Source organism: Nocardioides sp. 31GB23, from assembly GCF_040012395.1.
Lineage (GTDB): Bacteria > Actinomycetota > Actinomycetes > Propionibacteriales > Nocardioidaceae > Nocardioides > Nocardioides salarius.
This window is the reverse complement of record NZ_JBDYKJ010000060.1, coordinates 1-14,078: the sequence shown is the minus strand read 5'-3', so window position 1 is coordinate 14,078 and position 14,078 is coordinate 1. Positions and strand designations below refer to the sequence as shown.

Below are 14,078 nucleotides of genomic sequence, written 5' to 3'. Positions count from 1 at the left end.
GGTCTGGTGTGCAGAGTCGTCGTCGCGGCCGCCCTGGTGGCGGGCGGTGCGTCGCCGGGGCGACCCTCGGCCCGGCGCGCGGACGATGCCACCTCAGCGGCGAGCATCCGTCGTCCACGAGCCATGGCGCCCGCCTCCCTCCGGCGACCCCAGCGGGGACCCGTCCCTGGCCGTGCGCCTCTTCTCAGACGACAGCGGTGGCACGGAGAGTAGCCCCTGGACCCGGGGCCTCAAAACCGCCACACCGGCACCGACGCACGACGCGGCCGACCCCACCGGGGTCGGCCGCGTCGGGAGCGGTGCTGGGGCGAGGGGCTGGATCAGCCCTCGTCCTCGCCGAGGATCGAGCGCAGGCGCTTGGGCTGCGGGCTCTCCTCGTTGCTGGTGTCGCCGGTGCCCTCGAGCGCCTCGAGCTGCTGGGTGAAGTAGCTCTTGAGGCGCGAGCGGTACTCGCGCTCGAAGGAGCGCAGGTTCTCCACCTCGCCGCTGAGCTTGTCGCGCTCGCGCTCCAGGTCGCCGAACATCTGCTGACGACGCTCGGCGGTCTCGGAGTCGAGCATCTGGGCGCGGGTGCGGGCGTCGGACTCGAGCCGGTCGGCCTTCGACTTCGACTCGCTCTCGAGCCGCTCGGCCTTGGTGCGGGCCTCGCCGATGATCTTGTCGGCATCGTTCTTCGCCTCGTCGACCAGCTCGTCGGCGTTGCGGGTGGCGAGCTCGAGCAGCCGGGCGGCGGCGTTGGAGGCCTGGGGGACGGTCTCGACGCGGATGGTCTCGACCGGGGTCGCAGCGGCGGCCGCGACCGGTGCCGGGGTGGGCTCGGGAGCCGGAGCCGGCTCGGGCGCCTTCTCCTGCGGCTTCTCCGGGGCCGGGGCTGCGGCGGCTGCGGGCTGCTGCCCGGTGTCGCCACCGGACTGGGCCGACGCGAGCCGGGCGCGCAGGTCCTCGTTCTCCTTGGTCAGACGTGCGAGCTCGGCCTCGACCTCGTCAAGGAACTGGTCGACCTCCCCCATGTCGTACCCCTCGCGGAGACGGACCGGAGTGAAGCGCTTGTTGCTCACGTCCTCGGGTGTCAACGGCATGACCTCACCCATTCGTAGTCGTGGTTGTCCCGAGGAGCGCACTGCGTCCTCGACCTGTCGGATCGAACAATAGCCCCAAGACTGGGACAGGTGTGACACGCGGGTTCACCCCGGCCTCACAACATCGTGGCCGCGACCACGCTGCGCAGGATCCAGACGCTGATGAAGACGATCAGGAAGCTGAGGTCCAGGGCGATGCTGCCCAGCCGCAGCGGCGGCACCACGCGGCGCAGCGCCTTGATCGGGGGGTCGGTGACCGAGTAGACGGCCTCCAGCACCACCAGCACGGGGCCGCGTGGCGACCAGTCGCGTGCGAAGACCATCACCCAGTCGACGACGAAGCGGACCCACAAGAAGATCCAGAAGATCGTCAGGATGATGTAGATGATCGAACCGGCGACCTGCACGTCGGTCTCGTCTCCTGTTCAGTGACCCGGGCTCGCGTCCCGGGCCGGGGTCGCGCGAGCCTCAGCTCTGGTTGAAGAAGCCACCCTCGGCGATGCGCTCCTTGTCCTCGGCCGCCACGGTCACGTTGGCGGGCGAGAGGAGGAAGACCTTGTTGGTGACGCGCTCGATGGTGCCACGCGTCGCAAAGACCAGCCCGGCGGCGAAGTCGACCAGGCGCTTGGCGTCGGCGTCGTCCATCTCGGAGAGGTTCATGATCACCGGGACGCCCTCACGGAAGTTCTCCCCCACCGTGCGGGCCTCGTTGTAGGTGCTGGGGTGCAGGGTCGTGATGCGGGACAGCTCGGCCACCACTCCGGTCGGGCCGGGCGCCGGACGACGGCGCTCGGCGAGGTCTGCCACGGGTGCGGGGCGGTTCTCGCGCGCACGCTCGTGTCGGGAAGGGCCGGGGGCGGCCACGGGACGGGTCTCGGCGGTGTAGTCGTCGCTGGGGTCGTGCTCGCCGTGGTCGCCGTCGTACCGGCCGGTGTCCTCGACGAGACCGAGGTACTCGCCGATCCTGCGCATCGCGCCGCTCATGGTGGTGCCCTCCGGATCTCGAGCGTCCGGTGACGGACGCCTGGTGGTGTGAATCTAGCGGACCGCAGGCCTCGAACCGAGGATTGCGGAGCCGACGCGCACGTGTGTCGCGCCGGCGGCGACGGCCTGCTCGAGGTCGCCGCTCATCCCGGCCGAGAGCCGGTCTGCCTGGGGGTGGTCGGCCAGCAGGTGCTCGCGCACCCGGGCCAACCGGTCGAACGCCGCGCCGGGGTCCTCGCCGAGCGGTGCGACGGCCATCAGGCCCCGCAGCCGCAGGTGCTCGCTGTCCGCGACGGCCTGCGCCAGCGCGGGTACGTCGTCGGGTACGGCGCCGGCGCGGTGCTCGGCGCCCGGCGGGTCGAGGCTGACCTGCACCAGCACGTCGAGCGGGCTGCCCCGCTCCGCGGCGCCGCGGTCGAGGCCGCGCACGAGCTTGGTGCGGTCCAGCGACTCGACGACGCCGGCGTAGCGCGCGACGGCGGCGGCCTTGTTGCTCTGCAGGGCGCCGATGTAGTGCCACACGAGGTCGAGGTCGGCGCACTCGGCAGCCTTGGCCTCGGCCTCCTGGTGCCGGTTCTCCCCCACCTCGCGCACGCCCAGGTCGGCCAGCAGCCTGACGTCGGAGGCGGGGAAGAACTTGGTGACCACGACCAGGCCGACCTCGTCGTCGCGGCCCGCCGAGGCCCGTGCCGCGTCGATCCGCTCGCGGACCGAGGCGAGGCCCGCGGCGAGCTCGGCACGGCGGCTCACGACGTCCACACCAGACCGGCCATCCGGCCCGCGGTGGCACCGTCGCGCCGGTGGGAGTGCAGCGCAGGGTCCTCGAGCGTGCACCGGGCGACCTCGGTGAGGCTGACGTCGAGCGCCTCGAGCTGGGCTCGCACCCCGGCCCCGAGGTCGAGCGAGGGGGTCCCCCACGTCGTCTCGGACCAGGTCTGCGGCACCACCGCGGCCACCTCCTCGCGCATCTGCTCGGGCACCTCGTAGCAGCCGCCGCACACGTGCGGGCCGACCCACGCGTGCACGGACACGGCGCCGTGGTCGCGCATCTGCTCCACGGCACGGGCCACGACCGAGAGCGCCACGCCCGCCCTGCCGGCGTGCACCGCCGCCACGACGCCACTGCCGGTGTCGGCCAGCAGCACCGGCACGCAGTCGGCGACCCGGACCATCAGCCCGAGCCCGGTGGTGAGCGTGACCAGGGCGTCGGCCGTGGGCACCTGCTCCGTGGGAGCCGGGCCCGGCTCGTCGACGAGCAGGACGTCGGCACCGTGCACCTGGTTCATCCGCGCGAAGCGGACACCGCAGGCGCTCTCCACGAGCGGCAGGGCCTCGGCGAAGCCCGGGCGCAGCCCCTGGAGGTCGACGCTGGAGTCGGTGAAGGCGACGTCGACACGGACGTCGCCCTCACGGTGGTCACGGAAGCTGTACACGAACCCTCAGGCGCTCACTTCAAGAAGTCGGGCACGTCGAGGTCGTCGTCGTCGAACTGGACCTGGCGCGGCGCCGGCTTGGGAGCCTGCGGAGCCGACGGGGCGAAGGTCTGCTGCGGGGCGACGGCGGGCCGCTGCGGCGCGGAGCCCTGACGGGCACCGGCCTCGACCTTGTCGCGCTCGTCGCGGCGGCTCGCTGCCGCACGCGCCGCCTCGCGGGTCTCCTCCTGGCTCTGGCTCTGCTGCTCGCGCGGCTCGCGACGCAGCACGGTGCCCTCGTCGCGGCGCTTGGGGGTGCCGCCGTCGAAGCCGGCGGCGATCACGGTGACGCGCACCTCGTCGCCGAGGGCGTCGTCGATCGTGGCGCCGAAGATGATGTTGGCCTCGGCGTGCACGGCCTCGGCGACCAGCGCCGCGGCCTCGTTGATCTCGAAGAGGCCCAGGTCGGAGCCACCGGCGATCGAGAGCAGCACGCCGTGGGCTCCGTCGATGCTCGCCTCGAGCAGCGGCGAGGAGACCGCCATCTCGGCCGCGGCCACCGAGCGGTCCTCACCGCGCGCCGAGCCGATGCCCATCAGCGCGGAGCCCGCGTTGGCCATCACCGACTTCACGTCGGCGAAGTCGAGGTTGATCAGGCCGGGGGTGGTGATCAGGTCGGTGATGCCCGAGACACCCTGCAGCAGCACCTGGTCGGCCTGCTTGAAGGCGTCGAGGACCGACACGTTGCGGTCGCTGATGGAGAGCAGCCGGTCGTTGGGGATGACGATCAGCGTGTCGACCTCCTCGCGGAGCCCGGCGATGCCCTCCTCCGCGGAGTTGGCGCGACGACGTCCCTCGAAGGCGAAGGGCCGGGTGACGACGCCGATGGTCAGCGCGCCGAGCGACCGAGCGATGCGGGCCACAACGGGAGCGCCGCCGGTGCCCGTGCCGCCGCCCTCGCCGGCGGTGACGAAGACCATGTCGGCGCCCTTGAGCACCTCCTCGATCTCGTCGGCGTGGTCCTCGGCCGCGCGGGCCCCGACCTCGGGGTTGGCGCCGGCGCCGAGGCCGCGGGTGAGCTCGCGGCCGATGTCGAGCTTGACGTCGGCGTCGCTCATGAGCAGCGCCTGCGCGTCGGTGTTGATGGCGATGAACTCGACGCCCTTGAGACCGACCTCGATCATCCGGTTGACGGCGTTGACACCACCACCACCGATGCCCACGACCTTGATGATGGCCAGGTAGTTCTGTGCTGCTGCCACGGTGGCTCGCCTCTCGCTGAGTGCTCGGTTGGTTTCGTTGCTGTGCTGGGTCGTGCTGGGTCGTGCTGGGTGATGCGGTGTGGTGCGGGGTGGTGCTGAGTCCTGGGGCGACGGGTCGGCGTGTCTCTCAACTCTGACCCTCAGGTAGAGGGTTATAGTTATGTCAACCTCGTCGTGGTCACGACAGTAGGCAGCCGGCGTACCCGCTCGGTGCCGACACACCGCGTGTCGGCGTCTTTTCTGAGATGGCGCCGCGTGGGTCCGCTCACACCCGCGCCCGGCTCCGGGGTCGGTGGGAGGTCCGGGCCGGGTCGACGCGAAGTTCAGGCCGGGTCGGCGCGAAGTTCGGGCCGGGTCAGCTGCGGGTGGTGGGGGTGGCGGGCACGGAGACGTCGAGCACCCGGCCGTCCTGCTCGAGCAGCACCTCGAGGACGCGTGCCTTCTGCTCGGCGTCGGAGCTGCTGCCCCAGACCACCTCGCGCCCGTCGCGCAGCAGCAGGCGGATCTGGTCGACGGTGCCGACCTCGACGTGGTCGACGTCGGCGGCCAGCCCCTCGGGCAGGGCGGCCACGACGGCGGCGCCCTCGCGCAGCGCCTCGCTGGTCACCCCGGAGAGCGCGTCGACGCGGGGCAGGTCGGTGGGGGTGTCGCGGTAGTCGCGGAAGACCACGCCCTCGGCGTCCATGCCGCGCAGCGTCGAGCCGATGCGCACCACCGCCACGGCGACCCGCTCCTCGACCTCGACGCGCACGCCGTCGGGCCAGGCGCGCGTCACGTCGGCGCTGCGCACCACCGCCAGCGCCTCGACCCGCGCACGCACCGCGTCGAGGTCGATGCGGGCCACCGGGTCGCCCACCGGCACCGAGGCGGCCTCGCGGACCTCCTGCTCGCTCAGCACGTCGGCGCCGGTCACCTCGACCTGCTCGACGGCCAGCAGCGAGGAGAACCAGACCGACCAGACCCCGACCACGAGCAGTGCGAGCGCCAGCACCGCGATGACGACGTAGCGCAGCCGCAGCCAGCGCCGCGACCACTGGCGGCGCGCGAAGCGGCGCTGCGAGGAGGCCGCGACGGTGCCGGTGGACGTGCTCGCGCGGGTGCGGGTCTCAGCCACCTGGCGCCTCCCGCAGCAGCTCGAGCACGCGGGGCCCGACCTCGGTCACGCTGCCGGCGCCCAGGGTCAGCACCAGGTCGCCGGGGCGGGCCCGGTCGACGAGGGCGGCCGGCACGTCGGCGATGTCGGGCACGAAGGCGACACGCTCGGCCGGCAGCGGCACGTGGTCGGCGACCAGCGCGCCGGTGACCTCGGGGTCGGCGTCCTCGCGGGCCAGGTGCACGTCGAGCACCACGACCTCGTCGGCGGCCCCCAGCGCGACGCCCATGGCGGCTCCGAAGAGCCGGGTGCGTGAGACCAGGTGGGGCTGGAAGGCCACGACGACGCGCCCCTCCCCCGCCACCGAGCGCGCGGCCTCGAGGTCGCCGGCGATCTCGATGGGCTGGTGGGCGTAGGAGTCGTAGACGCGCACGCCACCGGCCTCGCCCTTGGCCTCCATCCGGCGACCCGTGCCACCGAAGGCCTCCAGGCCCTCGCGCAGCCCCTCGAACGGCATCCCGAGCCGCAGCCCGACCCCGAGCGCGGCGAGCGCGTCGAGCACGTAGTGCCGACCGGGGATGGCCAGGCGCACCCGCCCCAGCTCGCGGCCGCGGTCGACGACGGTGAAGGAGGACGTGGTGCCCTCGAGCACCACGTCGAGCGCGCGCAGGTCGGCGTGCTCGCCCTCGCCGACACCGACCAGCTCGAGACCACGGGCGGCGGCCAGCGGGCGCAGCGCCTCGGCCCCGGGGTCGTCGACGCAGGCGACCAGGAAGCCGTCGGCGTCGATGGTGGTCACGAACTCGGCGAAGGCCGCGCGGTAGGCCTCCTCGGTGCCCCAGGTGTCGAGGTGGTCGGCGCCGACGTTGGTCACGATCGCCGCGTGCGGGCGGTAGACCAGGAAGGCGCCGTCGCTCTCGTCGGCCTCGGCGACGAAGAGGTCGCCGGCCCCGGCGTCGGCGTTGCGCCCGGTCGCCGACAGCACGCCGCCGACGGCGTACGTCGGGTCGGCGCCGCAGGCGAGCAGCGCCACGGTCAGCAGCGACGTGGTGGTGGTCTTGCCGTGCGTGCCGGCCACGGCCAGCACCCGGCGATCGGTCATCACCGAGGCGAGCCCGGCCGAGCGCGGCAGCAGCCGCAGCCCCCGGCGGCGGGCCTCGAGCACCTCGGGGTTGTCCTCGCGGGCGGCGGTGGTGACCACGGCGGTGTCGCCGGGGCCGAGGTCGCCGAGGTGGGCGGGGTCGTAGCCGCGGTGGCAGGTGACCCCCGCCTCGCGCAGCGAGGGCAGGAAGGGGGTGTCGTGGTCGTCGCTGCCGGTGACCTCGACACCGCGGGCGGCCATGATGCGCGCGATGGCCGACAGGCCGGCCCCGCCGATGCCGACGAAGTGCACGCGGCCGAGCTCGTCGAGGCCGGGCACCACCTCGGGGACCGGCAGCCTCATCGCGTCGCTCCCCCGGCCTCGAGCACGATGCGCGCGAGCGCCTCGTCGGCGTCGCGGGGCACCAGGTGGCGCGCCGCGGTGCTCATCGTGGCCAGCCGGGCGGCGTCGGTGGCCAGCGGCACGACGTTGGCCACCACCCACTCGGCGTGCAGGTCCTCGTCGCGCACCAGCAGCGCTCCCCCGGCCTCGACGACCGGACGGGCGTTGAGCTCCTGCTCGCCGTTGCCGATCGGCAGCGGCACGAAGACCGCGGGCACCCCGGTGGCGGCGGCCTCGACGACGCTGTTGGCTCCGCTGCGGCAGACCATCAGGTCGGCGGCGGCCAGCGCGAGGTCCATCCGGTCGACGAAGTGCTCCACGACGTAGGGCGTCGCGGTCGCCGTGGTCGCGCCGGGCTCGGCCTCGCCGCGCGCGCCCACGACGTGCAGCACCTGCACGCCGGCCTCGCCGAGCTGGCGGGCGGCGCCCGAGACGGCCTGGTTGATGCGCCGCGCGCCCTGGGAGCCTCCGGTCACCACCAGGGTCGGGCGGTCGGGGTCGAGCCCGAAGAAGGCGCGCGCCTCGGCGCGCAGCGCGTCGCGGTCGAGGGTGGAGATCATCCGCCGGATCGGCAGGCCGACGTACTCCGCGCCCGGCAGCGGGGTGTCGGGGAAGCTGACCGCGACCCGGCCGCCGCGCCGCGAGGCGATCCGGGCGCCGAGCTTGTTGCCCAGGCCGGGCAGCGCGTTCTGCTCGTGCACCACCACGGGCAGGCGGCGCTTGCGGGCGGCCAGGTACGCCGGCACCGAGACGTAGCCGCCGTAGCCGACGACCACGTGCGGGTCGACGCGGTCGAGCACGGCGTGGGTCTCGCGCACCGCGGCGCGCACCCGTGCTGGCACCTTGAGCAGGTCGACGCCGGGCTTGCGCGGCAGCGGCACCGGCGGCACCAGCTCGAGGGGGTAGCCGGCCGCGGGGACCACGGTGTTCTCCAGGCCCCGGGGGGTGCCCAGGCAGGTGATCTCGACCGTCGGGTCGAGCCGGCGCAGCGCGTCGGCGGTGGCGAGCAGGGGCGAGGTGTGGCCGGCGGTGCCGCCACCGGCGAGGAGGATGCGCATCGGGCTCAATCTAGGCGGTGGGGCTGCTGTGCGAGGCACCGGCCGCGACCCCCGCGGCGCGGCCACGGCGACGGGCGGTCAGGGCGCGGGCGGCCTCGGGCTCGCTGCGCGCGAAGCCGATCAGCAGGCCCAGCGCGACCAACGAGGGCAGCAGCGAGGAGCCGCCGTACGAGATCAGCGGGAGCGGGATGCCGATGACCGGCAGCAGCGCCAGCACCATGCCGACGTTGATGATCATCTGGCCCACGAGCCAGACCACGATGCCGAAGCTGGCGTAGCGCACGAACGGCTCCTGGGTGTGCCGGGCCACCCGCAGCGCCGCCAGCGCGATGGTCAGGAAGAGGACGACGACCAGCAGGGTGCCGACCAGCCCGAGCTCCTCGCCGAGCACGGCGAAGATGTAGTCGGTGTGCGCCTCGGGCAGGTCGCCCCACTTCTGCTGGCTGGCGCCGATGCCCTGCCCGAACCAGCCGCCCGAGGACAGCGCGTAGAGGCCGTGGGCGGGCTGCCAGCCGGTGTCGAGGTAGTCCTGGAAGGGGTCGGCGAAGTTGGTGATGCGCGCGACCCGCTCGGTGTCGGTGGCGGCCAGGCCGATCGCGGCCACGCTGACCAGCGAGATCGCCAGCCAGAACAACCGGGCGGGGGCGCCGACGACCCAGAGCATGCCGAGCAGGATCGCGAAGAAGATCAGCGCGGTGCCGAGGTCGCGACCGGCCACCACGAGCAGGGTCGCGAGCAGCAGGCCCGGCACGACCGGCACCACGAGCTGGTGCAGGCTGTGCAGGCGGCGCTCCTTGTTGGCGTAGATGTGGGCGGCCCACAGCACCAGCGCCAGCTTGGCGACCTCGGAGGGCTGGATGGCCAGGGAGCCGACACCGAGCCAGTTCTGGTTGCCGTTGACGGTGGTGCCCACGAAGGCCGTGGCCAGCAGCAGCACCAGCGAGAAGAGGTAGGCCGGGTAGGCCAGCGCGCGCACCCAGCGCAGCGGCATCCGGCTGGCCACGAACGCCGCCGGCAGGCCGAGCGAGAGCCACATCAGCTGGCGGCGCACCACGGCGTAGGAGTCGCCGTCGTAGACCTTGAACGACCACACGCTGGAGGCCGAGAGCACCATCACCAGCCCGATGGTCAGCAGCAGGGCCGAGGCACCGACGAGCAGGTAGTAGGACGTCAGCGGCCGGTCGAACGCCTCGCGGGCGCTGGCCACCGAGGCCCGCAGGTGGCCGAGCCGCCGAGGGAGCCCCATGTCGCCGGAGTCGTCAGGGACTGCTGTGGTCACCTCGGCCCCTCTCCTGGTCCTGCGGGTGCTACTCCTGGGGCCCGGTGCGGGCCCGTACGGCGGCGGCGAACGCGTCGCCGCGAGCTCCGTAGTCGGTGAACATGTCCTGCGAGGCGCATCCCGGGGCCAGGAGCACGGTGTCGCCCGGCTGGGCGAGACCGGCGGCGGCCTCGACGACACGACCCATCGGCCCGTGCTCATCGTCAGTCACACCAGTCTCATGCGCCTCAACTTCGATCACGGGTACATCCGGTGCGTGTCGCGCAAGTGCCTCGGCGACGACCGCCCGGTCGCGCCCCAGCAGGACCACCGCGCGGAGCCGGTCGCGCACCGCGGCGACGAGCTCCTCGAAGCGCGCCCCCTTGGCCAGCCCGCCGGCCACCCACACGACGCTGTCGTAGGCGCGCAGCGAGGCCAGCGCCGCGTGCGGGTTGGTGGCCTTGGAGTCGTCGACCCAGGTCACGCCCTCGTGACGGGCCACCTCGGCGATGCGGTGCCCGTCGGGGCGGAAGGCCCGCAGCCCGTCGCGCACGGCCTGCTGGGAGACGCCGTGGGCGCGGGCCAGCGCAGCCGCGGCGAGCGCGTTGGCGACGTAGTGCGGGGCGCTGCTGGCCAGCTCGTCGACGGTGACCAGCTCGGCGGCGGAGTCGGAGCGCTGCTCGATGAAGGCCCGGTCGACCAGGATGTCCTCGACCAGCCCCAGCATCCCGACCCCGGGCATGCCCAGGGTGAAGCCGATGGCCCGCGCGCCCTCGACCACGTCGGCCTCGCGGACCAGCTGCTCGGTCACCGGGTCGTCGGCGTTGTAGACGCACGCGCGCTGGACCTGCTCGTAGACGCGGCCCTTGTCGGCGGCGTAGTCGGCCATCGAGCCGTACCAGTCGAGGTGGTCCTCGGCGACGTTGAGCACCGCGGCCGACTCGGCGCTCATCGAGCTGGTGTAGTGCAGCTGGAAGCTGGAGAGCTCGACGGCCAGCACGTCGTACGGCGTGGGGTCCATCACCGCCTCGACGATCGGCAGCCCGACGTTGCCGGCCGCCACGGCCCGCAGCCCGGCGGTGCGCAGGATGGTCTCGAGCATCTGCACCGTGGTGGTCTTGCCGTTGGTGCCGGTCACCGCCAGCCAGGGCGCGGCGTGCTCGGGGTGGCGCAGGCGCCAGGCCAGCTCGACCTCGCCCCAGACCGGGACCCCGCGCTCACGGGCCTGGGCCAGCAGCGGCGCGTCGGGGCGCCAGCCCGGCGAGGTGACGAGCACGTCGACGTCGTCGGGCAGCACCGCCGTGGCGCCCTCGCCCAGGCGGATGGTGGCGCCGAGCACCTCGAGCAGCTCGGCCTTCTCCTCCTTGCCGGTGGCCGACTCGTCGAGCGCGGTGACGCTGGCGCCGAGGTGGTTGAGGTTGTCGGCGGCGGCGAAGCCGGAGACGCCGAAGCCGGCGACGACCGCGCGCACCCCCTCCCAGGAGCTGGTCTGGTCGAGGCCGTCGAGGTCGCGGGGAGCGCTCACGTGCCCGCCACCCACTCGGCGTAGAAGATGCCCAGCCCGCCGGCGACGCAGAGGCCGGTGAGGATCCAGAACCGGATCACCATGGTGACCTCGCCCCAGGCCATGTCGAAGGTGTGGTGGATCGGAGCCATCCGGAAGAGCCGCTTGGGGGTGCCGGTGAGGCGCCTGCTGGCCTTGAACCAGGTGACCTGCAGCATCACCGAGACCGTCTCCATCACGAAGACGCCGCCGACGATGACCAGGAGGAGCTCGGTGCGGGTCAGCACGGCCAGGCCGGCCAGCGCGGCGCCCAGCGCCAGCGAGCCGGTGTCGCCCATGAAGATCTGGGCCGGCGAGGCGTTCCACCACAAGAACCCGAAGCAGGCGCCGGTGATGGCCGCGGCCACGATCGCCAGGTCGAGCGGGTCGCGCACCTCGTAGCACTTGCCGTAGGTGATGTCGGACTGGCCGCACCACTGGTTGTTCTGCCAGATGTTCACGATGGTGTAGGCGCCGAAGACCATCATGCTGCACCCGGTGAGCAGCCCGTCGGCGCCGTCGGTGAGGTTGGTGGCGTTGCTGGTGGCGATCACCATGACGAGGATCAGCGCCACGACCGCCGCGGCCGGCAGCACGATGCTGTCGAAGTCGCGGATGAAGGACAGCGAGAACGACGCCGGTCGCTGGCCGCGGTCGTCCTCCAGCATCGGGCTCAGCGCCAGGATGCCGAAGGTCAGGCCGACCACCGTCTGGCCGACGATCTTGGCCTTGCTGCGCAGCCCGAGGCTGCGCTGCTTGTAGATCTTGATGAAGTCGTCGAGGAACCCGACGGCGCCGATGCCCACGAAGAGCAGCAGCAGGAGCAGCGCCGAGGCGGTCGGCGGGCTCAGCGTGATCAGCTTCGCCCCGAAGTAGCCCAGCACGGTCGCGCCGATGATGACGACGCCACCCATGGTGGGGGTGCCGCGCTTGACGTGGTGGGTCGTCGGGCCGTCGTCACGGACCTCCTGGCCGTAGCCCCACCGCGTGAACTGCTTGATCGCGTAGCGGGTGCCGATCAGCGAGATCAGCAGGGCCAGGCCTCCGCCCAGCAGGATCGCCCTCACCGCCGTTGCACCTCGTTCGTCGTCCAGAGTGTCGTGCCGACGACGTGTGCCACCGGCCGGGCCGGATCACCGGCACCGTTCATCTTGGCGTACGCCGGCGGCGGGCTCGACCACGCCTCGCCGGGCGGGTGTCGATCGTCACGCCCGCTCGGCCCGCTCGACCGGCTCCCCCACGGGCTCCCGGGCGACCCGGGCGCGCAGCAGCTCGGCGGCGACCTCGCGGTCGTCGAAGGGGTGCACCACGCCGTCGACGTCCTGGCCGGTCTCGTGGCCCTTGCCGGCGACCAGCACGATGTCGCCGGGGCCGGCGTGGCCCAGCGCCTCGGCGATCGCGTCGCGCCTGCCGGCGACCTCGAGCACCTCGGCGCGCCGGTCGCCCGGCACCTGCTCGGCACCGGCCAGCAGGGCCGCGCGGATCGCGGCGGGGTCCTCGGAGCGGGGGTTGTCGTCGGTGACGACGAGCACGTCGGCCAGTCGCGCACCGATCTCGCCCATCACCGGCCGCTTGCCGGTGTCGCGGTCGCCGCCGGCGCCGATGACCAGCACCAGCCGCCCGGTGGTCAGCGGGCGCAGCGCGCCCAGCGCCGCCTCGACCGCGTCGGGCTTGTGGGCGTAGTCGACGACCACCTCGAAGTCCTGGCCCGCCACCACGCTCTCGAGGCGGCCGGGGACCCCCGGCAGCGCGCTGATGCCGGCGGCCACCTGGGCGGCCACGTCGACCGGGTCGACGTCGCCGGGGCTGGCCTCGCCCACCGCGGCCACCGCCGCGAGGGCGTTGGAGACGTTGAAGCCGCCCGCCAGCGGCACCCCGCCGGCGAAGGCCCGGTCGCCCGGGCCCAGCACCCGGAAGTCGGAGCGGCTGGGCGAGGCGTCGACGTCGCCGATGCCCCAGGTGGCCGGCACGCCGGTCGTGGAGAAGGTGGCCACCGGCAGCTCGGTCTCGGCCGCCAGCCGGCGCCCGTGCTCGTCGTCGACGTTGACCAGCGCCCGGCGGGCACGCTCGGGGGTGAACAGCGAGGCCTTGGCCGCGTAGTACTCCTCGACCGTGTCGTGGAAGTCGAGGTGGTCGCGGCCGAGGTTGAGGAAGACCGCCACGTCGAAGACGACCCCGTCGACCCGCCCGAGCACCAGGGCGTGGCTGGAGACCTCCATCGCGCAGACGTCGACACCCTGCTCGACCATGGCCGCGAAGAGCCCGTGCAGGTCGGGGGCCTCCGGCGTGGTCAGCGTCGTCGGCACGTCGCGGCCCGCCACGCGGGTGCCGACGGTGCCGATCACCGCGCCCACCAGCCCGGCGGCGCCCAGCCCGCCCTCGAGCAGGCGGGTGGTGGTGGTCTTGCCCTGGGTGCCGGTGACCCCGATCATCGTCAGCCGCTCGGCGGGGTCGCCGTAGACGCGGGCCGACAGCCGGCCCAGGATCCGGCGGGGGTCGTCGGTCACCAGCAGCGACACCCCCGCGGGCACCCTCTCGGCGCCCGCCGGGTCGGTCAGCACCGCGACCGCACCCGCCTCGAGCGCGTCGGCGACGAAGTCGGCCCCGTGGGCGCGGGCGCCCGGCAGGGCGGCGTACAGGTCGCCGGCGCGCACGCGCTGGCTGCTGAGGCTGATGCCGGTCAGCACCGGGTCGTCGCCGCGGTGCTCGACCATGCCCAGGGCCTGGCGCGCCCAGTCGGCCAGCTCGCTCAGCGCGGTGCGCGGCGGGTCGACGGGCCGGGTCGCGGGGACGTCAGGGCGAGGCATGCCGGGAGGCTAGCAGCGCGCGATCCGGGCCGGGTCGGCGCGAGATATGGGCCGGGTCACCACTCGACGGGCAGGTCGGAGGCGGGGGTGCCGGTGGGC

The 14,078-nt window shown here is 73.6% G+C and carries 13 protein-coding genes; all 13 read right to left on the bottom strand.

Annotated elements, in window-relative coordinates:
- Positions 1-320: 320 nt before the first annotated feature.
- Positions 321-1,079, bottom strand: a complete 759-nt coding sequence (locus tag ABKW28_RS17320; protein ID WP_227492161.1) for a DivIVA domain-containing protein — start codon at positions 1,077-1,079, stop codon at positions 321-323.
- Positions 1,080-1,195: 116 nt separating this feature from the next.
- Positions 1,196-1,486, bottom strand: coding sequence for a YggT family protein (locus tag ABKW28_RS17315; RefSeq protein WP_193670367.1), 291 nt, complete (start codon positions 1,484-1,486; stop codon positions 1,196-1,198).
- A 61-nt stretch (positions 1,487-1,547) separates the two neighbouring features.
- Positions 1,548-2,063 (bottom strand): cell division protein SepF, encoded by a 516-nt coding sequence (sepF, locus tag ABKW28_RS17310; RefSeq protein WP_193670368.1) that lies wholly within the window; start codon positions 2,061-2,063, stop codon positions 1,548-1,550.
- 54 nt (positions 2,064-2,117) lie between these two features.
- The gene (locus tag ABKW28_RS17305) at positions 2,118-2,813 is read right to left on the bottom strand and encodes a YggS family pyridoxal phosphate-dependent enzyme (protein ID WP_348611886.1); all 696 of its coding nucleotides are present in this window, start codon (positions 2,811-2,813) and stop codon (positions 2,118-2,120) included.
- A complete protein-coding gene (locus ABKW28_RS17300; protein ID WP_348611883.1) occupies positions 2,810-3,496 on the bottom strand; it encodes a polyphenol oxidase family protein in 687 nt (228 codons plus the stop codon). The genes ABKW28_RS17305 and ABKW28_RS17300 overlap by 4 nt, the downstream gene beginning before the upstream one ends.
- A 14-nt stretch (positions 3,497-3,510) precedes the next feature.
- Positions 3,511-4,737, bottom strand: coding sequence for a cell division protein FtsZ (gene ftsZ / locus ABKW28_RS17295; protein ID WP_193670371.1), 1,227 nt, complete (start codon positions 4,735-4,737; stop codon positions 3,511-3,513).
- Between the two features lie 355 nt (positions 4,738-5,092).
- The gene (locus ABKW28_RS17290) at positions 5,093-5,851 is read right to left on the bottom strand and encodes an FtsQ-type POTRA domain-containing protein (protein ID WP_348611880.1); all 759 of its coding nucleotides are present in this window, start codon (positions 5,849-5,851) and stop codon (positions 5,093-5,095) included.
- Positions 5,844-7,274 carry a UDP-N-acetylmuramate--L-alanine ligase gene (murC, locus tag ABKW28_RS17285; protein ID WP_348611875.1) on the bottom strand — a complete coding sequence of 477 codons (1,431 nt, stop codon included), beginning with the start codon at positions 7,272-7,274 and terminating at the stop codon, positions 5,844-5,846. Before murC ends, ABKW28_RS17290 begins: the two co-directional genes overlap by 8 nt.
- The gene (gene murG / locus ABKW28_RS17280; protein ID WP_348611869.1) at positions 7,271-8,371 is read right to left on the bottom strand and encodes an undecaprenyldiphospho-muramoylpentapeptide beta-N-acetylglucosaminyltransferase; all 1,101 of its coding nucleotides are present in this window, start codon (positions 8,369-8,371) and stop codon (positions 7,271-7,273) included. The genes murC and murG overlap by 4 nt, the downstream gene beginning before the upstream one ends.
- A 10-nt stretch (positions 8,372-8,381) precedes the next feature.
- Positions 8,382-9,650 (bottom strand): putative lipid II flippase FtsW, encoded by a 1,269-nt coding sequence (gene ftsW / locus ABKW28_RS17275; protein WP_307822767.1) that lies wholly within the window; start codon positions 9,648-9,650, stop codon positions 8,382-8,384.
- Positions 9,651-9,678: 28 nt separating this feature from the next.
- Positions 9,679-11,154, bottom strand: coding sequence for a UDP-N-acetylmuramoyl-L-alanine--D-glutamate ligase (gene murD / locus ABKW28_RS17270; RefSeq protein ID WP_348611866.1), 1,476 nt, complete (start codon positions 11,152-11,154; stop codon positions 9,679-9,681).
- Positions 11,151-12,239, bottom strand: coding sequence for a phospho-N-acetylmuramoyl-pentapeptide-transferase (mraY, locus tag ABKW28_RS17265; protein WP_341229343.1), 1,089 nt, complete (start codon positions 12,237-12,239; stop codon positions 11,151-11,153). Before mraY ends, murD begins: the two co-directional genes overlap by 4 nt.
- Positions 12,240-12,377: 138 nt before the next feature.
- Complete coding sequence (locus tag ABKW28_RS17260; protein ID WP_348611863.1) at positions 12,378-13,979, bottom strand: UDP-N-acetylmuramoyl-L-alanyl-D-glutamate--2,6-diaminopimelate ligase; 1,602 nt, start codon at positions 13,977-13,979, stop codon at positions 12,378-12,380.
- Between the last annotated feature and the right edge of the window lie 99 nt (positions 13,980-14,078).

What these genes read in the sequence shown, in the direction of transcription:
- sepF (WP_193670368.1), bottom strand. Translation starts at nt 2,063, where the DNA reads ATGAGCGGCGCGATGCGCAGGATCGGCGAGTACCTCGGTCTCGTCGAG.
- murG (WP_348611869.1), bottom strand. Translation starts at nt 8,371, where the DNA reads ATGCGCATCCTCCTCGCCGGTGGCGGCACCGCCGGCCACACCTCGCCC.
- murC (WP_348611875.1), bottom strand. Translation starts at nt 7,274, where the DNA reads ATGAGGCTGCCGGTCCCCGAGGTGGTGCCCGGCCTCGACGAGCTCGGC.
- ABKW28_RS17320 (WP_227492161.1), bottom strand. Translation starts at nt 1,079, where the DNA reads ATGCCGTTGACACCCGAGGACGTGAGCAACAAGCGCTTCACTCCGGTC.
- ABKW28_RS17260 (WP_348611863.1), bottom strand. Translation starts at nt 13,979, where the DNA reads ATGCCTCGCCCTGACGTCCCCGCGACCCGGCCCGTCGACCCGCCGCGC.